The sequence below is a fragment of the Glutamicibacter sp. AGC46 genome (assembly GCF_053543715.1).
In genome coordinates, this window is sequence record NZ_JBLVOJ010000025.1 from 147,994 (window position 1) to 167,418 (window position 19,425).

The 19,425-nt window shown below is 61.1% G+C and carries 18 protein-coding genes; 11 read left to right on the forward strand and 7 right to left on the reverse strand.

Annotated features, from left to right (window positions below; genetic code table 11):
• Nucleotides 1–45 precede the first annotated feature (45 nt).
• The 11 genes from ACNPM8_RS15670 to ACNPM8_RS15720 all read left to right on the forward strand — a co-directional run bounded on the left by ACNPM8_RS15670 (nt 46) and on the right by ACNPM8_RS15720 (nt 11,199).
• Nucleotides 46–810 carry an SDR family oxidoreductase gene (locus ACNPM8_RS15670; protein WP_332486850.1) on the forward strand — a complete coding sequence of 255 codons (765 nt, stop codon included), beginning with the start codon at nt 46–48 and terminating at the stop codon, nt 808–810.
• Nucleotides 811–840: 30 nt separating this feature from the next.
• Entirely contained in the window at nt 841–1,581 is a 741-nt protein-coding gene (locus ACNPM8_RS15675; RefSeq protein ID WP_448940167.1) for a sirohydrochlorin chelatase, read from the forward strand.
• Between the two features lie 67 nt (nt 1,582–1,648).
• On the forward strand, nt 1,649–3,349 hold the full coding sequence (locus ACNPM8_RS15680; protein ID WP_402471192.1) for a nitrite/sulfite reductase: 1,701 nt from the start codon (nt 1,649–1,651) through the stop codon (nt 3,347–3,349).
• On the forward strand, nt 3,346–4,068 hold the full coding sequence (locus ACNPM8_RS15685) for a phosphoadenylyl-sulfate reductase (RefSeq protein ID WP_105658471.1): 723 nt from the start codon (nt 3,346–3,348) through the stop codon (nt 4,066–4,068). The genes ACNPM8_RS15680 and ACNPM8_RS15685 overlap by 4 nt, the downstream gene beginning before the upstream one ends.
• Before the next feature lie 10 nt (nt 4,069–4,078).
• Nucleotides 4,079–5,002 carry a sulfate adenylyltransferase subunit CysD gene (gene cysD, locus ACNPM8_RS15690; RefSeq protein ID WP_105658472.1) on the forward strand — a complete coding sequence of 308 codons (924 nt, stop codon included), beginning with the start codon at nt 4,079–4,081 and terminating at the stop codon, nt 5,000–5,002.
• Between the two features lies 1 nt (nt 5,003).
• On the forward strand, nt 5,004–6,299 hold the full coding sequence (locus tag ACNPM8_RS15695) for a sulfate adenylyltransferase subunit 1 (RefSeq protein ID WP_332727175.1): 1,296 nt from the start codon (nt 5,004–5,006) through the stop codon (nt 6,297–6,299).
• Nucleotides 6,286–7,383 (forward strand): ABC transporter substrate-binding protein, encoded by a 1,098-nt coding sequence (locus ACNPM8_RS15700; RefSeq protein WP_448940168.1) that lies wholly within the window; start codon nt 6,286–6,288, stop codon nt 7,381–7,383. The genes ACNPM8_RS15695 and ACNPM8_RS15700 overlap by 14 nt, the downstream gene beginning before the upstream one ends.
• Nucleotides 7,383–8,126, forward strand: a complete 744-nt coding sequence (locus ACNPM8_RS15705; protein ID WP_105661437.1) for an ABC transporter ATP-binding protein — start codon at nt 7,383–7,385, stop codon at nt 8,124–8,126. The genes ACNPM8_RS15700 and ACNPM8_RS15705 overlap by 1 nt, the downstream gene beginning before the upstream one ends.
• Nucleotides 8,098–8,955 (forward strand): ABC transporter permease, encoded by an 858-nt coding sequence (locus tag ACNPM8_RS15710; protein ID WP_105658476.1) that lies wholly within the window; start codon nt 8,098–8,100, stop codon nt 8,953–8,955. The genes ACNPM8_RS15705 and ACNPM8_RS15710 overlap by 29 nt, the downstream gene beginning before the upstream one ends.
• The gene (cobA, locus tag ACNPM8_RS15715; RefSeq protein ID WP_105661435.1) at nt 8,948–9,727 is read left to right on the forward strand and encodes a uroporphyrinogen-III C-methyltransferase; all 780 of its coding nucleotides are present in this window, start codon (nt 8,948–8,950) and stop codon (nt 9,725–9,727) included. The genes ACNPM8_RS15710 and cobA overlap by 8 nt, the downstream gene beginning before the upstream one ends.
• Before the next feature lie 17 nt (nt 9,728–9,744).
• Entirely contained in the window at nt 9,745–11,199 is a 1,455-nt protein-coding gene (locus ACNPM8_RS15720) for an FAD-dependent oxidoreductase (protein WP_105658478.1), read from the forward strand.
• A gap of 90 nt (nt 11,200–11,289) precedes the next feature.
• On the opposite strand, the gene ACNPM8_RS15725 is transcribed toward ACNPM8_RS15720, so the two are convergent.
• The 7 genes from ACNPM8_RS15725 to ACNPM8_RS15755 form a co-directional block, all read right to left on the reverse strand.
• Nucleotides 11,290–12,528, reverse strand: coding sequence for an exonuclease domain-containing protein (locus tag ACNPM8_RS15725; protein ID WP_402696093.1), 1,239 nt, complete (start codon nt 12,526–12,528; stop codon nt 11,290–11,292).
• A gap of 176 nt (nt 12,529–12,704) precedes the next feature.
• On the reverse strand, nt 12,705–13,148 hold the full coding sequence (locus ACNPM8_RS15730; RefSeq protein WP_448940169.1) for a DUF2871 domain-containing protein: 444 nt from the start codon (nt 13,146–13,148) through the stop codon (nt 12,705–12,707).
• Complete coding sequence (locus tag ACNPM8_RS15735) at nt 13,141–15,243, reverse strand: MMPL family transporter (protein ID WP_448940170.1); 2,103 nt, start codon at nt 15,241–15,243, stop codon at nt 13,141–13,143. Before ACNPM8_RS15735 ends, ACNPM8_RS15730 begins: the two co-directional genes overlap by 8 nt.
• A 112-nt stretch (nt 15,244–15,355) precedes the next feature.
• Nucleotides 15,356–15,973: a response regulator gene (locus ACNPM8_RS15740; RefSeq protein WP_400288027.1), complete on the reverse strand. Its 618-nt coding sequence runs from the start codon at nt 15,971–15,973 to the stop codon at nt 15,356–15,358.
• Entirely contained in the window at nt 15,970–17,217 is a 1,248-nt protein-coding gene (locus tag ACNPM8_RS15745; protein ID WP_448940171.1) for a sensor histidine kinase, read from the reverse strand. Before ACNPM8_RS15745 ends, ACNPM8_RS15740 begins: the two co-directional genes overlap by 4 nt.
• A gap of 30 nt (nt 17,218–17,247) precedes the next feature.
• Nucleotides 17,248–18,222, reverse strand: coding sequence for a UvrD-helicase domain-containing protein (locus ACNPM8_RS15750; protein WP_448940172.1), 975 nt, complete (start codon nt 18,220–18,222; stop codon nt 17,248–17,250).
• Between the two features lie 5 nt (nt 18,223–18,227).
• Complete coding sequence (locus ACNPM8_RS15755; protein ID WP_448940173.1) at nt 18,228–19,406, reverse strand: hypothetical protein; 1,179 nt, start codon at nt 19,404–19,406, stop codon at nt 18,228–18,230.
• Nucleotides 19,407–19,425 lie beyond the last annotated feature (19 nt).

A 19,425-nucleotide genomic window follows, 5' to 3' on the forward strand; every position in this document is an offset into this window, starting at 1 on the left:
TTCATGCCTTACCAACTGGTAATGATCTGGTTCTACAGTTGACGTATGACAATTACAGATAAGACTTCTTCCCGTTCGGCCGTTGTTACCGGAGCTTCCAGCGGAATCGGCCAGGCAACAGTCCGTGCGTTGCGCGCACAAGGATGGACCGTCTTCGCAGTAGCCCGCCGGGCCGACCGCTTGGAAAAGCTCGCCGCTGAATGCGGTGCGATCGCGGTGCCAGCAGATGTCAGCGTGCAGGCAGATGTCGACGCACTGGTAGAAACGGTCACCGCGCAAGGCGGCGCAGATACGCTGGTCAATTGCGCCGGCGGTGCGCGTGGAACCGAAACCTGGGCCGACGCGGTCGATGAAAACTGGGACTTCATGTGGCAAGCCAATGTCATGGGAACCATGCGCTTGACCCGTGCACTGCTGCCCCAGCTTCGCGAGGCGCGAGGCACCGTCTTGAACGTTACCTCCACCGCCGCACTGGCCAGCTACGAAGGCGGCAGCGGCTACAACGCGGCAAAGGCCGCTGAACGTGCCATGACCCAGGCGCTTCGTCTTGAAGAAGTCGAGAACGGGCTGCGGGTAATCGAGATCCTGCCCGGCCTGGTGCAGACAGAAGAGTTCGCGCTCCGTCGTCTGGGAAGCCAGAGCGCCGCCGACAACGTCTACGCCGGTGTGGAGAATCCCTTGACCGGTGAAGACGTTGCCGAAGTCATCCGCTATGCGGTCAGCGCCCCGGCCCACGTGAATCTGGATGAAATTGTCATCCGCCCGCAGGCGCAGGCCGCCAACCACAAGCTAGTGCGCAGCGCCAAATAGGCGCCCAACAACATCGGTGAGGATCAATTCATGAGTCAAGCGACCCAGCAGAAGATACATGTTGTCGCAACATCCCACGGCACGGACAACGCCAACGGGCAGCAACTAATCCATGATCTGCGTGCCGACCTGGAACGGCGGAGCGAAGAGCGATTCCCGGTGCAGCTTGTCTGGCACGAAGCCTATGTGGATGTCCAAGAGCCCCGGCTTGAAACGGTTATCGCCGGTTTGCCTGAAGGCGAGCCGGCAGTGGTCTTGCCCCTGCTGGTCTCCGACGGCGTTCATACGACGCACGACATTGCGCAGGCGGTCGCCTCGCGCGCGGGAACCTCCGCCGCCCTGCCATTGGGTCCGCTGCCGGAGCTGGCCCAAGTCCTGGCGCAACGCGCCGCAGGGCACCTGGCCAACGACCCGCTCGTTGTCTTGGCGACGGCGGGCACGAGATTGGAAGTCGGCCAAAACCAGGTCAAGAATCTCGCCGAGCAGCTCGCTGTCCTATTGGAGCGCGAAGTGCAGGTGGGCTACTGCGCAGGGGCCCAGCCGCGGATCGCTGACGTCGTGGGAAATGCTGCCGCGCGTCCAGTGCTCGTGCTCAGCTCGCTGCTCGCCGACGGATTCTTCCAGCAGAAGCTGGCTAGCACGGGGGCAGGCGTGGTGACAAGCCCCCTGCTTCCTGACGTAATGATTGCTCAATGTTTCCTTGTGCGACTGCAAAAGGCGCTCGAAGAGGAGCTTTTCATGTCTCCAGATGACGAAGTCCTAACTCGTTAGGCAACGCGTAGCCATGTGACACCGGCAGGTTGCCGACCCCCTGGGGGCAGTTCCTACGCTGGTGGACATGACGCAGACAACCACACCAGTTCGCTCCACAAGAGCGGCAAAACCCAACGGCCAATGGAAAATCGACGGCCCTGCCCCGTTGAATGCCAACGAAGAGATGAAGGCCGCCGACAACGGCCTGAACGTGCGCCAGCGCATCGAGGAAATCTACTCGAAGCAGGGCTTCGATTCCATTGAACCCGAGGATCTGCACGGCCGCTTCCGCTGGTGGGGCCTCTACACCCAGCGTGCCCAGGGGATCCCCGGCGGCAAGACGGCGACGCTGAGCCCAGAAGAACTTGAAGACCGCTACTTCATGCTGCGCGTGCGCATCGACGGCGGCGCCCTGACCACCGAGCAACTGCGCGTCATCGGCCAGATCTCCACCGACTTCGCCCGCGACACCGCCGACCTGACAGATCGCCAGAACGTCCAGCTGCACTGGATCGACGTCGTCGATGTCCCGGAGATCTGGCAGCGGCTGGAAGCCGTCGGCCTGCACACCACCGAGGCCTGCGGCGACGTGCCCCGTGTCATCCTCGGCTCTCCGGTGGCAGGCATCAGCAAGGACGAGATCATCGATCCCAGCCCGGTGATCGCCGAAATTTCCCGCCGCTACATCGGCAAGCCGGAATTCGCGAACCTCCCGCGCAAGTTCAAGACCGCCATCACCGGCCACCCAAGCCAGGATGTCGTCCACGAAATCAACGACATCGCCTTGATCGGCACCGTCCACCCGCAGCTCGGCCCCGGATACGACCTTTGGGTCGGCGGCGGGCTGTCGGCAAACCCCCGCCTTGGCGAACGCCTCGGCGCTTTCGTGACCGAAGAGCAGGCCCCGGATGTCTGGGAGGGCGTAGTTTCCATCTTCCGGGACTACGGATACCGCCGCTTGCGCAACCGCGCACGCCTGAAGTTCCTGCTGGCCGAATGGGGCACGGAAAAAATGCGCCAGGTGCTGCAAGATGAGTACCTGGGCTATGAGCTGCCCGACGGCCCGTTGCCGGAGCAGCCCACCGAAGCAGGAGACCACAGCGGAGTCAACGAGCAGAAGGACGGCAAGTTCTACATCGGGTTGACCGCTCCGGCTGGCCGCGTATCCGGTACCGCGCTGACCGGCCTTGCCGATTTGGCCGAAGCCCATGGATCCACCCGGCTGCGCACCACCCCGCACCAGAAGATCATCGCCCTGGACATCGCCGAAGAGCAGGTGCAGGATTTCGTCGCTTCGGCCCGGGTCCTGGGCCTGGAGGCATTCCCCAGCTTGTTCAAGCGTTCGGCCATTGCCTGCACCGGTATCGAATTCTGCAAGCTGGCCATTGTGGACACCAAAGACACCATGATTGACGCGGTAGCAAAAATCGAGGATCGCCTGGCCGACCACGAGGGCAAGCTGCCTCGCCAGCTGTCCCTGCACGTCAACGGCTGCCCGAACTCCTGCGCCCGCATCCAAACCGCGGACCTCGGATTCAAGGGCCAGCTGATTACCAACGACCAGGGAGAACAGGTCTCCGGATTCCAGGTTCACCTCGGTGGCACCCTGGCCGGTTTCGAAAATGGCGAAGCCGCCCTGGGGCGCACGGTGCGCGGGCTCAAGGTCGCGGCTGATGAATTGCCCGAATACGTGGAGCGGGTAGTGAAGAACTACTCGGCCTCGGCTGCCGAAGGGGAATCCTTCGCTGCCTGGGCCCACCGAGCTGAAGAGGATGAGCTGAAATGAGCAAGCCGACCCCAGTACGTACCCGCAGCGAGGCTGAACTGCGGCGCATCGCCAAGCTGGGCGCCGCCGAGCTGGGCTGGGATGCCACAGCGGACCAGGTCGTCGCTTTCGCAGCTGAGCACCTCGACGCCGACGAGGTAGCGGTGGCCTGCTCGATGGCCGATGCCGTGCTGCCGCACCTGGTCTGCGCGCAGCTGCCCAAGGTCGATGTGCTGTTCCTGGAAACCGGATACCACTTCGCCGAAACCCACGGAACCCGCGACGAAGTGGCTCGCACGCTGGACGTGAACATCGTCGACGTGCTGCCTGCCTTGACCGTGGCCGAACAGGATGCGAAGTTCGGCAAGGACCTGTTCTCCCGGGATCCGGCCGCCTGCTGCCAGCTGCGCAAGATGGACCCGCTGGCCAGATCCCTGTCCGGATACAGCGCGTGGTTCACCGGGGTACGCCGTGACGAAGCTGAGACCCGCATCAACACGCCCCTGGTCGCTTTCGACGAGAAGCACGGACTGGTCAAATTCAATCCCGTGGCCCCCTGGAGCTTCGATCAGCTGATCGACTACGCCACCGGGCACCAAGTACCCGTCAACCTGCTGCTGTCCAACGGCTACCCGTCCATCGGATGCCAGCCTTGCACCCGGCCGGTAGCCGAGGGCGAGGACCCGCGGGCTGGCCGCTGGGCCGGGCTGAATAAAACCGAATGCGGAATCCACGTCTAAGGAGCGAATCATGACCATCACCGCTAACGCGCCTGCAGGCACCCAGCGCAGCGTCCTGGACGCCCTGGAAGCCGAATCAATCCACATCATCCGTGAAGTGCTCGCCGAATTCGACAAGCCCGGACTGCTGTTCTCCGGCGGCAAGGACTCCGTAGTCGTCCTGCACCTGCTGGCCAAGGCCGTCTCCCCGGGCCGCGTCCCCATCCCCGTCGTGCACATCGATACCGGCCACAACTTCGCCGAGGTGCTCAACTTCCGCGACGCGGTCGTGGAAAAGTACGGGCTGAACCTCGTCGTCGGCTCCGTGCAGGAGTACATCGACCGCGGAGAGCTGGCCGAGCTGCCCGACGGCACCCGCAACCGCCTGCAGACCCGGGTCCTGCTGGACACCATCGAATCCAACGGCTTCGACGTGGTCTTCGGCGGGGCGCGCCGCGATGAGGACAAGGCCCGCGCCAAGGAGCGCATCCTGTCCCTGCGCGACGAGTTCGGCGTCTGGGATCCGCGCAACCAGCGCCCGGAAATCTGGAGCCTGTACAACGGGCGGCACGAGCCGGATTGGCATGTGCGCGCCTTCCCGATCTCCAACTGGACCGAACGCGATATCTGGGCCTACATCCAGCGCGAGAACATCGAGCTGCCGCCGATCTACTTCGCGCACTGCCGCCAGGTCTTCGAACGCGACGGCATGTGGCGGGCACTGACCAGCGTCAGCCAGCCCAACGCCGATGAGCCGGTCGTCGTCAAGCAGGTGCGCTACCGCACCGTGGGCGACGCCAGCTGCACCGGTGCGGTGCTCTCCGCCGCCGACACCGTGGCGAAGGTGCTCGATGAATTGGCCGTCGCCACCATCACCGAACGCGGAGCCACCCGCGCCGACGACCGTATTTCCGCCGCGGGAATGGAAGACCGCAAGACCGAAGGGTACTTCTAAGATGACCACCACACTATTGCGCATCGCTACCGCCGGTTCGGTCGACGACGGCAAGTCCACTCTCGTGGGCCGCCTGCTCCATGACGCCAAGGCCATCCTCGCCGACTCGCTCGATGACCTGGCCCGTACCAGCGCCGAACGCGGCTTCGGCGGCAGCGCCGGAACCCTGGACCTCGCGCTGGTCACCGACGGGCTGCGCGCCGAACGCGAGCAGGGCATCACCATCGACGTGGCCTACCGCTACTTCTCCACCGACAAGCGGTCCTTCATCTTGGCCGATTGCCCCGGACACGTGCAGTACACCCGCAACACCGTCACCGGCGCGTCGACCGCAGACGCGGCGATCGTGCTGGTTGACGCGAGGCACGGCGTGCTGGAGCAGACCCGGCGCCACCTTGGCGTGCTCGCCTTGCTGCGGGTTCCGCAACTGGTCATCGCCGTGAACAAGATGGACCTGATCGACTGGGACGAAGCGGCCTTCAGCCAGATCGAGGCCGAAGTACTCGCGCTCGCCGGAGAACTCGGCCTGAAGTCAACCACCGTCATCCCGGTCTCCGCGCTTCAGGGAGATAACATAGTCGATCCTTCGGCTTCCGCGCACTGGTATGCCGGCCCGACTTTGCTGGGGCTGCTCGAGGACATCGAGCCGCGGCTCGGCGGGGGCACTGCCCGTCTGGATGTCCAGTACGTGATCCGCCCGCAGGGCGCCTTGGCTCCAGGCCTGGACCCGGACGCGTACCGCGACTACCGCGGATATGCCGGAACTCTGGTTGACGGCAGCTTGGCCGTGGGGGAGTCCGTGCAGGTGCTCTCCAACGGCCAGCCGGTGAGCAGCCGGATCAAGGCCATCAGCACCCCTGCTGGTACCGCGCACCGCGCCCAGGCCGGCGACGCCATCGTTGTCGAGCTGGAGACCGACTTGGATATTGCCCGCGGCGACACCATCGTCGCCGGCGAACTGCCAACCGCGCACCGGGAGTTCCAGGCGAACATCTGCGTATTGGATCCAGTGAAGCTCACTAGCGGCCAACGGCTGTTGATCAAGCACGGTACCAAGGTCGCCGCAGCCAAGCTGTCAACCATCGACTACGTCATCAACGTGGCCGACTATTCGCAGCAGCCCGCCCACTCCTTGGAGCTCAACGACCTGGGCCGGATCACCTTGCGCAGCCAGGCAGCGTTGGCCATCGAGCAGTACGCCACCTCGCGCACTGGCGGAAGCTTCCTGCTGATCGATCCAGCTACGGGGCGCACCCTTGCGGCGGGGATCATCGAGGAAAATAATGAAGCAGCCTGATGTTGGCCAGCCAACAGGAAACCAAGGGCGGGTCCGGCTGACGGCTCATGGGCAGAAGACCGGCTTCCGAGGACGCTTCCTCGGGCTGGCGGCGGTCGGAGCATTGAGCGCAGTTGCTGTGGCGACGACGTTTCTTCCGGGACCAAATGAAGTACCAGCGCAGGCGGCACATCACGGACCGGCAGATGAGCTGAAGATTGGCTATTTCGCCAACCTCACCCATGCTCCAGCCATGATCGCCCAGTCCGAAGGTCTTCTCCAAGATCACCTTGAAGAAGACGGTACCAGTGTCCAAAGCCAGATATTCAACGCGGGACCGGCAGCCGTAGAAGCCTTGAACTCGGGGGCCATCGACGCCGCATATCTGGGGCCAAACCCGGCGTTGAACAGCTACCTGTCCAGCGATGGCGAGTCGTTGAACGTGGTGTCCGGCGTCGCCTACGGCGGAGCCAGCCTGGTTGTCGACAAGAAGATCACTAAGCCCGAGGAACTGGCCGGCAGCAATCTGGCCAGCCCGCAATTCGGCGGAACCCAGGATGTTGCCTTGCGCAGCTACCTGAAGGGCCTGGGCTTGAAACAGGACGCCACGGTGACCCCGAGCTCCAATGGAACCGTCGCACAGCTTTTCGGCCGCGGTGAAATTGACGGTGCTTGGCTTCCGGAGCCCTACGCTTCATTGCTAGTCGAGAAGAACGGGGGACACCGCTTGGTGAATGAAGCCGAGCTCTGGCCCGACGGCAAGTTCCCGACAACGGTTCTGGTGGTCTCCAAGGAATTCATGGCTAGCCATCCGCAAACCGTGCAGAAGCTGGTCGATGCAAATACCCAAGCCATCGATTGGCTCAATCATGCGGACGAAAAACAGAAGTTGGCGGCTGTGCAGAAAGCTTTGGTCGAAGCCAACGGAAGTTCCTTTGACGAATCAGTGATCGCTGAAGCCTTGAAGCAGGTGCACTTCAGCGAGGACCCCCTGCCTGAAACCTACCAGTCACTCGTGGACCACGCATTAGCCGTAGGAGTGGGGTCTGGCGGTAACGCAGACGGACTCGTGGATACGCGTTTTCTTGAACAGCAGGAGAAGTAATGGGAGTACGGCTGAATGAAGTTTCCCTGAGCTATCCAGGCACTGGCTTGGTCATAGATCGCCTCAGTGCAGAAATTGAAGACGGAGAGTTTATCGCTGTCTTGGGGGCCTCAGGCTGCGGCAAGTCGTCCTTGCTCAACATGATTGCTGGGTTACTGCCGCCCAGCTCCGGCTGGCTTGAAGTACCTGAAGACGGCGCGGCATTCATGTTCCAGGATGCCAACCTCCTGCCGTGGCTGACAGCCAGCGAGAACGTTGACCTGGCGCTCAAGCTCGCGGGGAAGCCAGCTCCGGAACGCCAGCAACGCGTCGAGGAACTGCTCAACCTCGTTCAGCTGGGGCATGCAAGCGGCAAGAAGCCGCATGAACTTTCTGGCGGCATGCGCCAACGCGTAGCTTTGGCTAGGGCTTTGGCTCAGGACCGCCAGGTTCTGTTGATGGATGAGCCATTTGCCGCCCTGGACGCCATCACGCGTGACATGCTCCATGAGCAGTTGCGGGCCTTGTGGAGGCAAACGGGCAAGACCATCATCTTCGTCACCCACAATGTGCGTGAGGCGATTCGCCTCTCCGGCCGCATTCTGGTGCTTTCTTCGCACCCCGGGCGCATCCTGGAGACTCGCCGGATCACCGGCGAACTCCGCAATAACCCGGCCGAGGCCGCCGCATTGGCCGATGAACTAACCACGATTCTCAGAAAGGAGCAGCGGAAACATGAGCTCACTGACAGAATCTCGAACTAGGTTCAAACCCGTGCGCGTTATCAAGCTACGCCCGAACAACCAGCTCGATTCATGGGTTGCCCCCTTGCTCACTGTGGTTGTGCTTCTGAGCCTGTGGCAAATTATTTCCTGGGCAAGCCCACTGCGCGAAGACCTTTTCCCCGGTCCACTGGCTGTCGCGGCTAAGCTTCCGCAACTGCTGGCAGACGGATCATTGGTTGCGGCCGTGGGCAATTCGTTGTTCCGCGCCGTGAGCGGATTTGCGATTGCCGTGATTATTTCCACCCCGCTGGCGTTGCTGCTGGCGCATCAGCCGCTGTTGCGCAAGGGGGTGGGGCCACTGGTATCGGCCATGCAGGTATTGCCCTCTATTGCGTGGGTTCCCGCAGCCATCATTCTTTTTGGCCTGAGCGATGCGACCATCTACACGGTTCTGCTGCTCGGCGCGATTCCATCCATCATCAATGGCCTGCTCGCCGGGATCGACATGATTCCAGCGCAGTACAAGTCCTTGTCCAAGGTGCTCGGTGCCTCCAAATGGGAGCATGTGCTGCACATTGAGCTGCCAGCTGCCATGCCAGGGTATGTAGCCGGACTGCGTCAGGGCTGGGCTTTCGCTTGGCGTTCGTTGATGGCTGCCGAATTGATTGCCGTGGGCGGTTCGCTGGCCCTAGGCGTCGGTTCACTGCTGCAACGGGGCCGCGATCTGGCAGACCTGCCATTGGTCATGCTGGTGATCTTGACCATCCTGCTGGTGGGTGTGCTGATCGAATTGGTATTTTTCGCTCCGATTGAACGCAAGCTGTTGCGCGATCGAGGAATGACCCGAACGGGAGAAAACAATGGCTAAAGGGCATATCACCCTGATTGGCGGTGGACCGGGGGATCCCGAGCTGATTACCATCGCCGGCTATAAGGCCCTGCTTGCCGCGGAAGTGGTTTTGGCCGACAAGCTGGGACCTACCGCGTTGCTGGCAGAACTTTCCGATGATGTGGTTGTCATCGATGTGGGCAAGTCACCAGGCTGCCACGTCAAAACCCAGGATGAAACCAATGAATTACTGGTCAAGTACGCTTTAGAAGGTAAGCGGGTAGTTCGCCTCAAAGGTGGCGACCCGTTTGTACTTGGACGCGGCGGCGAGGAACTGCTCCACGCCGCGAAATACGGGATCCCTACGCGTGTGATTCCGGGCATTACCAGTGCAGTCTCCGTGCCAATGGCCGCTGGCATTCCCGTCACGCACCGGGGAATTGCGGCCGGTTTTACCGTAGTCAGTGGCCACAGCGAACTCGCGGACGTGCCGATCCGCTCCGATCACACCCTTGCGGTGCTGATGGGAGTATCGAATTTGCCACAAATTGTTGAGACATTGCTTACCCGTGGTTTACCGTCAAGTACACCGATTGCGATAGTTGAGCGAGGTTACTCACAGACGCAGCGCACAACTATCGGTACGCTAGAAGGGATAGTAAAGCGCGCCCGCAAGGCCGCAGTGGCGAATCCGGCCGTTATCGTTATTGGTGACGTCGTTCGGCTAGCCCCGGAAGCCTCCGACCAACTGGTAGACCTCCTGCCGCTAGAGAATGCCGATGCCACCGCGCCGGCCTCATTCGTTGACTAAGAAAGAGAAGTTGTTTGATGAGTGAAATTATCGTCCCTGAGCACCTCCATTCCCGGGCGCTGCGTGTTGCCATCGTTGGTGCCGGTCCGGCCGGCATCTACGCCGCTGACCTGCTCAACAAGAGCCAGCCGGTCGCATCGGGAGAACTGAAGCTGCACGTTGATCTCTTTGACGAGCTTCCTACGCCATTCGGTCTGATCCGTTACGGAGTTTCCCCGGATCACCCGCGTATCAAGGGCATCATCAACGCCCTGCACAAGGTGCTGGACAACGACTGGATCGACTTCTACGGCAACGTCGGCTTGGGCCGCGACATCTCGCTGGAAGACCTGCATACCCGTTACGACGCAGTGATCATCTCCACCGGCGCCCAGAAGGACGCTGACCTGAACATCCCAGGTGTCGATCTTGAAGGGTCCTTCGGCGGCGCCGACTTCGTGTCCTGGTATGACGCACACCCAGATGTTGACAAGAATTGGGACCTGTCCGCCAAGGAAGTTGCTGTCATCGGCAACGGCAACGTTGCCCTGGACGTGGCCCGCATCCTTTCCAAGCATGCTGACCAGCTGCTGGAAACCGAAATCCCTGAGCACATCTACGAGCAGCTGAATGACTCGGCCGTCACCGACGTGCATGTCTTCGGCCGCCGTGGCCCGGCCCAGGTGAAGTTCACCCCGCTGGAACTGCGCGAACTCTCGCACTCCAAGGACGTTGACATCGTCCTGTATCCAGAGGACTTCGAGTTCGACAAGGCTTCGGATGAAGCCATGAAGACCAATAACCAGACCAAGACCATGGTCTCCACCCTGACCAACTGGCTGATCGAGCAGGAAGAGCGTGAAGAAGCTCCAAGCGCCTCGCGCCGCCTGCACCTGCACTTCCTGCAGTCGCCAGTCGAGGTATTGGGCGAAGATGGCAAGGTCACCGGCTTGAAGGTGGAGCGCAACGAGCTCGACGGAAATGGCGGCGCACGCGGCACCGGCGAATTCGTCGAGTACCCGCTGCAGGCCATCTACCGTGCCGTCGGCTACTTCGGTTCGGCAGTCGACGACATTGAATACGACGGGGCCAAGGGCGTTTTGCCCAACGTGGAAGGCCGCGTGCTGAACGCGTCCGGCGCTCACGTTCCCGGCCTGTATGCCACTGGCTGGATCAAGCGTGGCCCGATTGGGCTGATTGGCCACACCAAGGGCGACGCCCTGGAGACCATTACCCACTTGCTTGAAGACCTCACTAAGCTGGCGCAGCCGGATTCTTCCCAGAAGATCTCGGAACTGCTCGAAAGCCGCGGCGTGAACTTCTCCAACTGGGATGGCTGGAAGAACTTGGACGCGCACGAGAAGGAACTGGGCGCCACAGCCGGCACCGTTTCGACTCGCTTCGGCGAGATCACTCGCGACCGCGTCAAGGTCGTAGAGCGCGAAGCGATGATGGAATTCTCTTCGGCAAAAAAATTGGTTGAGAGCCTGTAAGTTTCACCCCGGGCTCTAGCAACTATGGGCGATGTCCCTCGGCAAATCATTGCTGGGGGACATCGCCCATTGCTGTACCTGGCGCGGGTGTCAGCGGAGTAGGGTGTTCCAGAGATAATCTTCGCCGACAACAGGGATGCAGTAGTCGCGTGCTTTCTTGGCTTTGCCGGAGAGCGAGTCAGGATCCGCGGCCACCAGCAAGGCTACTTTCTTGGTGATCGCGCGATGAGGGGTGAACCCTGCGGACGCAAGCTGAGCTTCAATCTCCGAACGCGGACGAGTCATATCGCCGGTGAGCACCACCATGGCGCCGAGATCGATCTGATGATTGCCCTGAGGCTCGCGGATGGGTTCGTGATCTTCGGAAGCCACCGGCGCCACCTTGGCTACCTCGATTAGCTGCGGCGGAAGTCCTAGCAATCCGATGACTTTCGCCAGATCGGCTATTTCGTCTTCGGTCAGTACGCCATCGGACCAAGCCGTTGCGACAAGCTGTTGGAAGTACAGTTCGTGCAATCTCAGCGCTTGGTGCTTATCCAAACCAATTTCAGTGGCGGCCTGGAGCAGCTGGGCTTCTTCATGGGCTGATACGTAGCGGTCCATCAAAGCTAAATCCAGTACGGCCAAGTAGTTCTCCTCCGTAGCCGTGCCCGAAAATTCCGGCAACCGGGTCGCAAGCTTTTCCAGAAAATGCCCGGCAGATTCAGCTCTGTACTGGGACCGCTTAACTGGAACGACGCGCGAGCGCGGCGTTGAATCAAACCACCGCCCTGTCGAGGCTAAACGCAGTCGTCCGTCCCATTCTGGTTCATCGGGATCCAGTTCCATGTAGCGCGAAAGCAATGTCGCTGTGGCCGTCGCATCTCCCACTGCGCTGTGAGCCTGTTGCAACTCGATGCCAAAGGAATCGCAGCAGTCTTGAAGCGAGCGGCCTGCGCCTTGCAGGTAGCGGTGGGACATTCGCATGGTGCACATTCCTTGCGCCAGGAAGGTCTCGGGCACCGGCAGGCCGCACTTGCGGAATTCAGCCTCAAGGAATCTGGAATCGAAGGAAAGATTGTGTGCCACGAGCACTGTGCCCGATAGCCTCCAATGCAGTTCTTCTGCCAGATCCTTGAAGCTGGGTGCATCGAGCACGTCGCGGCTCTGGATGCCATGGATTGATTGCTTGCCAAGATCGCGTTGCGGGTTGATCAGTGTTTCCCACGAGTCGACAATCGTGCCCTGCCGATTCATGGTGACTATCGCAATTTCGGCGATGCGGTCGTTCCCTCCGGGGAACAGGCCGGTGGTTTCGGTATCCACGATGGAAAAGAATTCGTCGCTCATGACCGCTCCTGGGAGAAAGATTGTTAGTTCAATCTATAGCAGCAGCGGATCATTTTATCCTTAGCCAAGTGGCCAATCTTGGGGTCCTGGCGGTGGGTGCCAGAAGCGCGAGCGAACTCGGCCCAGACGATCTTCGTCTGGACCGAGTGTCAGTTCCGCTGTGGTACTTGGCTGGGCTAGCCGGCCATCTCGACCTTTTGGGTTGGCTTCGGGGTGCCGACACTGCGGCGCAGCATGATGAACAGCAAGATCATGCCTGCGGTGATCGACATGTGGCCAAGACCCGCGATGCCCGAGATCATCTTGGACGACTCAACGCCTAGTACGGTCATGATGCCGTGGGTGAGCTGCATGCCCGCGGTTAGGATCACGCCCGCGTTGTAGGTGCCCATGAACCACGCGAAGAGCTTGCGGTGCTGGCTCAGGCCGAAGGCCTTTTCCAGAAGGAGCACCAGCAGCAAGATGATGAAGCCCAGCACCAGCAGGTGGGTGTGGACTACGGAGAGCTGGGTCCACTGGCCTTCAGGGAAGCCGTTCATCTTGGTGAATTCACGGTAGAAAAGACCGGAAGCTACACCGAGGACCATGTAGGCGAAGGAGAAATTCACGAGCTTACGCATTGATTTTGTTTTCTTTCTGAACGGTTGGTTCTGCAGTTGCTTCTGCAGCGGAGGAAGTTGTGCCGAAGAGTGGATGCTTGCCTGAGCCCAGGACTGCGAACAGCGCCGGGAGCAGCAGGGTGCGAACGACGAAGGTGTCCAGCAGGACGCCGAGTCCTACGATCAGGCCGAGCTGGCCTAATACCGTGAGCGGCAGTGTTGCCAGTGCCGCGAAGACACCTGCTAGCACGAGCCCGGCACTGGTGATCACCGAACCGGTGCGGCTTGCGGCCAGTACCACTGCGTCGCCCAGCGCCAGCACCTGCGAGTCTTGGCGGACTCGCTGGGTCAAGAAGATGGTGTAATCCACGCCCAAGGCGACCAAGAAGACGAAGGCCAGCAGCGGCACCTGGACATCCAGAGCGTTGGCCTCGAAGACCACCGAGGAAACAAGGGAACCCAAGCCGACGGCGGCGCCCGCGCTGAGCAAATTCACCAGACCCAAGGCAAGTGCGGTTCGCCAGGAACGGGTCAGCCAGCCGAGCATCACGAAGCAGATGACCATGATCAGCGGGGCAATCACGAACAGGTCGCGCAGGTGCATCTGGTGCGAATCAAGCTGTTCGGCGCTCTGCCCGCCAATGAGCACCTGCCCGGTACTGCCGGTTGCCGCAGCACCGCGCAGGTCCGCTACCAGGTCCTGTGCCATGGCCGAGCTGGAATCGACAGCCGAGATGACAGAGAACTGCTGCCATGGCGTGGTGCCGAGCTGGGAGGATTCGCCAACACGCTTGACGTTTTCGACTCCGGAGAATTCATCTCGCAGGACCTGGACATCGGTTCCCTGCGCCAACACGGTGATCGGCTGGGTTTCACCTGCGGGGAAGTGCTCAGCCAGGGTCTGCATGGTACTGGAAGACTCGGTGGCGGTACGGAACTGCTGGGTCTGGTCCAGGCCGATACGGGTGCCAGTCAACGCTCCAGCCAGCACCATGAGCAAGACCGCCAATGCTGCCAGGTTCAGACCCGGACGGGTCATCACAGCACGAGCAGCACGTCCGAAGAAGTTTTCCTTCTTGCTTTCCTGTCCCGGACGGGGGACCAGCAGCCAGAATGCCTTGCGCCCGGCGAAGGCCAGGATCGGTGGCAGCGCAAAGAGCACGAAGAACGCAGCGATCAGCAAGCCAGCGGCGCAGACGATGCCCAGCCCGCGGGTATCTTCCATGACGGCCAGTCCCAAGGTCAGCAGGGCCAGCACTACGGTGAGGTTGGAGGTCAGAATCGCTTCGAAGCTGGCCGCCCACGCCTTGGACAGCGCCTGGCGGTGGTCAGTATTCTTCTGCAGTTCATCGCGGTAACGGGAGATCAGCAGCAAGGCGTAGTTGGTGCCGGCGCCGAAGACCAGCACGCTGAGCACGCCGGAGTCGAAGTGCAGATTGAAGGCGTTGCCCAGCAGGTTCGCCACCAGGGAGGCGCTGCGATCGGCTATGGCAACAACGACCAGCGGGATCAGCCAGAGTACCGGCGAACGGTAGGTGAGGATCAGCAAGACTGCCACGATGCCCACCGTGACGGCCAGCAGGGTGAAGTCCGCCCCGGCGAAGGCATTGGTGATATCTACTGCGAAGGCGGTAGAACCAGTGACCTGCACGGCCAGCCCCTGAATGGGATGGGCCTGGATCCAGTTGCGGACCTCATCCAGCTTCTGGCGGTCGGCCATATCGGAGACCGTATCCCAGGTGAGCGGAACCATGGCTGCCTGCTGGTCTTCGCTGGCCATGGTGCGGCCGGCGGACACCTCCGCGTCGTGGGCTAGCGCCGCGGTCTGCTCATCAAGGGCAGCGGTGTCGGCATTGCTCAACGCATGGCCATCGGCGCGGTTGGCCACCAGCAAAGCCGAGCTCTGGGAATCGCTGGTGTTGGCATCCAGGATTTCGGCGACCTGTGCCGATTCGGAGCCTTCGACCAGGGAGCTGGCCGCACGCGTTGGGGCTTGGATGCTGCTCAGCGCACCAAAAAGAACGAGAACTATTGCAAAGATGCCAGCGGCCCAAATGCGGGCTCCGCGGCGGCTGGTCAGCGAATCGCCGATCCGGGGGATAACTGGAACTTTCATAGTTCCAGTTAACGAGATTTCGCAGGTCAGGCCATCGTGGAAAGGGGTGAATAAAACTTCAACCGAAAGGTTGAGATGCACCCCGCCGTGTCACCGGGATTCTGTTGATCAGCTACAGCAGTCCGTGGTCTTTGGCCTTGTTGATCGCGTCGGTACGCGTGGTTGCTTGGAGCTTGTCGAAAATGTGGACCAGGTGGGTTTTGACCGTCGCCTCCGAGACGAACAGGGCCTTGGCGATCTGCTTGTTGCCGGCACCGGTAGACAGTTGGGCCAATACGTCCTTTTCGCGCTTGGTGAGCTCGATTTTGGGACGGCGCATGCCCTCGACAACGCGCTGGGTCATCTCCGGGGCCAGGACCATGTGCCCGGCGGAGGCTTGGCGGATGGACTCGACGATGGTCTGGGCACTGACATCCTTGAGCAGGTAGCCGGCAGCTCCAGCTTCGATGCAAGCGAGCAGCTCTGAGTCCTTGTCGAAGGTGGTCAGGATCAGCACATAAGGCGGTTTGGCCAGTTGGCGGATCGCCGCGGTGGTTTGTGCACCGTTCATCCCGGCACCCAAGCGCAAGTCGCAGAGCACCACATCGACGGTGTTGGCCTTGACGAATTCCACCGCTTCCTCGCCGCTGGATGCTTCGCCAATGACAACGATGTCGTCGTAGTTCTCGAACAGCGCGCGCAGGCCGGTCCGCACGATGGGGTGGTCGTCGACCAGCAGGATCCGGATCATGAGTTGTCCTTTGCTAAGCGAAGCGGAAGGTGGGCGCACAGGGCGGTGCCTTCACCGGGTGAGCTCTCGACATCCAAACCGCCGCCGAGTTCGCGCAGGCGCTGGTTCATTGCGGTCAGGCCGAAGCCTCCGGTGTGCGTACTGGTTTGCACGCGACCAGTTTTGGGAACGAAGCCGATGCCGTCATCGACAATATCCAAACGTACCTCGTCGCCGCTGGACCCCAGGCTGAGCGCCACCGTGGAGGCCTGGGCATGGCGCAGCACGTTGGACAGGGCGGATTGGGTGGTGCGCAGCAGCGCGATCTGCACATTCGGATCCAAAGTGGGCAGCCCCGGTTCGATATCCAATCGGGTCTCCAACTTCGAATCGGCCTTGAAATTCTCCAAGACGCGGCCCAAGGCTCCGGCGAGCGCCTGGGAATCGAGTTCTGCCGGAGCCAGGGCGGCGATGATGCGACGCAAATCGGTCAGCGCTTGCCCGGAAAGCTCATCGATGCGGCTCAGGGCCGCCGAGGCAGACTCTGGGTCTTTGGAGGCTTCTGCCGCCTTGGCATGCAATCCGATGGAGGAGAGCTGCTGGGCCACGGTGTCGTGGATTTCGCGGGCCAAGCGGGTGCGTTCGGTGGCGATGCCAGCCTCATGTTGGGAGCGGGCCAATTCTCCTTGCAGGTCTGCCATTTCCTGCTGGGCTCGCACCAGGGAATTCACCAAGGATGTGCGCACTTCGGCATCGCGTTCCATCTGCAGGTATCCGCGGGAGATGCCCCAGGCGAATAGCCCGCCAACCAAGGGGCCGGCAATGGCGGCAATGCTGAGCTCGGCATTGTGCAGGTAGGGAGCGAGCAAAGTAAAGGCGTAGACGACCACTGACCACAATATTGAGGGAAGAAATGGCAGCTGGTGGCCCAGAAGAAGCCAAAGGCTGAAGGCCAACCACATGAATTCAGCGGAAACGAAGAGGTTTGCAATCCAGATCCCTAGCAGCAGCGCCAACCACCACGCGGGCTTGGCGAAGACTCCTTTCTTGGCACGGGAAACGAAGCCGAGGCTGTACCAAGTGGCGAAGAGTACCGAGACGAGGATCGCGGGCAGGACATTTCCTTGCGCTGAAATCTGTCGCAGCAACGCGATGGCAAGCAGGATTGCCGTCACCAGGTGCTGCCCCCAGCGCAGCACCACTGGCGAGGCCAACGAGTGCTGCTGATTCTGGGTGTCCAACCACTGCGGCTCGGAAGTACTCATGAATGCCAGCCTACTAAAGGCTGCTGCCGGTTATTGATCGGCAAGTATTACCAGTTGAGCTGTCGCTCTGGTCATGGCCACGTATCTGCGCACGGCTCCGCTTAATCCGGTGCCGAAGGAGCGTGGCTGGCAGACGAGCACCAGATCGAATTCCAGGCCCTTGGCGTTCTCTGGCGAAAGAAAGCGGACCCTGCCAGAGTCGTGGAAGCCAGAGGCCCCGATAACTGCCGCCGTGCCCTCGGCATTTTCGCCTAGCCAATCATCGAGTATTAATTCCAGTTCGGTCAGGCGGGCATAACGCACCGGTGCACCATCCGTGCGCAATGATCGCGGCACGTTCGCCTCGGGCATCTGTGCCTGGATCTGTTCTGCGGCTGCTTCCATGATCTGTGCCGTGCTGCGGTAGTTGACCCGCAAGCGGGATACGGAGATGCCGCGAATGCCAATCCTGGCCAAACGCTGTTCCCATGTCGTGTTGAAGCCGTGAACGGCCTGGGCCCTATCGCCCACAATCGTCAGGCTCCCTGATGGGCAACGGCGTTGGATCATTGCCCATTGCGCATCGGTCAGGTCCTGGGCTTCATCGATGATGACATGCGAAAAGGGTCCGTCGTAATTGAGCGAGGCCAAATTGTTCTCCGGAGCTCCGGCGAGAAGCTGCTCCTGGAGATCGTGGTGGATGAGCTGGGATGCCAGATCCTCGCTGTCGTCAACCGAGTCCATCAGATCATCAACGACGTTTTTCCATCGAGTACGCTCGGCGTGCACTCTGAACTGTTCATCACGACGTTTCGCTTCGCTGTGCGGGTCGCCAATGAGAAAGCGCGCAAGGTCAATCAGCGGAATATCCGACGTGGTCCATCGGCCAGAAGCCGAACTTGCCAGTAGCTTTTCGATCTCTTCGTTGCCAAGGTCTCTGCCGCTGTAGCGGAGCAGTTCCGGGGTTGAATAGAGCGCCCGCAGCAGCTTGCATGGATCCAGGACAGGCCAGTGCTCATCTAGCAACCCATTCAGTGCTGGATTTCTCTCCCACTCCGAGCGCGGCAGTGGCTTCGTGTCTTCGCCTCTGAGGGCTTGGGGAGCAATTGATCAATGAGGGCATCACGCAATTCGATGCGTGCTTCATTGTGCGGCGTTGCTTCGCCAATCATGGTGATCGCAGTGCGCCACAGCTGCGTTGTCAGAGTGGCTTGAGCTTCCCCAATGTCGATTTGAACGTCAACGGAGGGAGGCTCTTCAAAGACCTGCACGGCCCTCTTGACTGCATCCAGCATTGCCAGACTGGATTTAATGCGGTGGACTCCGTGATCCGGTTCCGAGGGCAAATCATCGCCAATCGAAACTATGTTCGAAAGCGTTGAAATGAGCACCTCGTCCTCGCCGGGATTCGGAAGAATGTCAGCGACATAGGAGCTATAGGCCTCGTGCGGGCTTACCACCAAAACCTTGCCGCCCTGGCGTTGAAGCCGTGGGTCCGCATGCAGCAAATAGGCGGCTCGATGCAGGGCGACCACCGTCTTGCCGGTACCCGGCCCGCCATCAACCACCAGCGCGCCTTGCGAGCTTCTCCGGATGATCGCGTCCTGGTCCGACTGGATGGTTGCGAGCACGTCGTGCATTTTTGGTGAACGCTTGCTGCCAAGGGAAGCGAGAAATGAAGAGTGGTCATCCAGGCGGGCGTGGGAAGCCAGCTGGGAGGAATCAAACACTTCATCCCAATAGTCACAGATGCGTTGCCGGCGCCAACGGTAGCGGCGTCTCATGGCCAACCCATGGTCCTTCTCATGGGTGGCGGCGAAGAATGGTTCTGCTGCCGGGGCTCGCCAATCAAGCAGCAGCTGCTTGCCCTGGTCGTCGCTCAAGCCACTGCGGCCAATGTATAGGCGCTCGCCGGTCCCGGCTATTTCCATGAAGCCTAAGCAGGCGTAGGGACCCATGCGGTCCAGCTGGCGCAGCCGCTGTGCTAATTCGCTGAGTACAACATCGCGTTCAAGGGATTGCTGCAGCACGCCGGCCTGGTCTTGTCCTCGTCGGGCAATGCGCTCCATGATTTCGGATCGAAGCTGCCCAACCCGTTTGGCAATTTCGCAGAGCCGTTGCTGGTCCTCGGCAGTCTCGGCCGAGTTCTCCGGTGCTGGACTGTGCTCGATGGCATCGAAATAGTTGGTGTTTGCGATTTTGGTAAGCACGCGGGCTCCCTGGTCTGGC

Excerpts from the sequence above, each read along its gene's own strand:
- ACNPM8_RS15685 (WP_105658471.1), top strand. The coding sequence starts at position 3,346 with ATGAGCAAGCCGACCCCAGTACGTACCCGCAGCGAGGCTGAACTGCGG.
- ACNPM8_RS15740 (WP_400288027.1), bottom strand. The coding sequence starts at position 15,973 with ATGATCCGGATCCTGCTGGTCGACGACCACCCCATCGTGCGGACCGGC.
- ACNPM8_RS15735 (WP_448940170.1), bottom strand. The coding sequence starts at position 15,243 with ATGAAAGTTCCAGTTATCCCCCGGATCGGCGATTCGCTGACCAGCCGC.
- ACNPM8_RS15725 (WP_402696093.1), bottom strand. The coding sequence starts at position 12,528 with ATGAGCGACGAATTCTTTTCCATCGTGGATACCGAAACCACCGGCCTG.
- ACNPM8_RS15675 (WP_448940167.1), top strand. The coding sequence starts at position 841 with ATGAGTCAAGCGACCCAGCAGAAGATACATGTTGTCGCAACATCCCAC.
- ACNPM8_RS15720 (WP_105658478.1), top strand. The coding sequence starts at position 9,745 with ATGAGTGAAATTATCGTCCCTGAGCACCTCCATTCCCGGGCGCTGCGT.
- ACNPM8_RS15730 (WP_448940169.1), bottom strand. The coding sequence starts at position 13,148 with ATGCGTAAGCTCGTGAATTTCTCCTTCGCCTACATGGTCCTCGGTGTA.
- cobA (WP_105661435.1), top strand. The coding sequence starts at position 8,948 with ATGGCTAAAGGGCATATCACCCTGATTGGCGGTGGACCGGGGGATCCC.
- ACNPM8_RS15700 (WP_448940168.1), top strand. The coding sequence starts at position 6,286 with ATGAAGCAGCCTGATGTTGGCCAGCCAACAGGAAACCAAGGGCGGGTC.
- ACNPM8_RS15695 (WP_332727175.1), top strand. The coding sequence starts at position 5,004 with ATGACCACCACACTATTGCGCATCGCTACCGCCGGTTCGGTCGACGAC.
- ACNPM8_RS15670 (WP_332486850.1), top strand. The coding sequence starts at position 46 with ATGACAATTACAGATAAGACTTCTTCCCGTTCGGCCGTTGTTACCGGA.
- ACNPM8_RS15680 (WP_402471192.1), top strand. The coding sequence starts at position 1,649 with ATGACGCAGACAACCACACCAGTTCGCTCCACAAGAGCGGCAAAACCC.
- ACNPM8_RS15710 (WP_105658476.1), top strand. The coding sequence starts at position 8,098 with ATGAGCTCACTGACAGAATCTCGAACTAGGTTCAAACCCGTGCGCGTT.
- ACNPM8_RS15705 (WP_105661437.1), top strand. The coding sequence starts at position 7,383 with ATGGGAGTACGGCTGAATGAAGTTTCCCTGAGCTATCCAGGCACTGGC.
- ACNPM8_RS15745 (WP_448940171.1), bottom strand. The coding sequence starts at position 17,217 with ATGAGTACTTCCGAGCCGCAGTGGTTGGACACCCAGAATCAGCAGCAC.
- cysD (WP_105658472.1), top strand. The coding sequence starts at position 4,079 with ATGACCATCACCGCTAACGCGCCTGCAGGCACCCAGCGCAGCGTCCTG.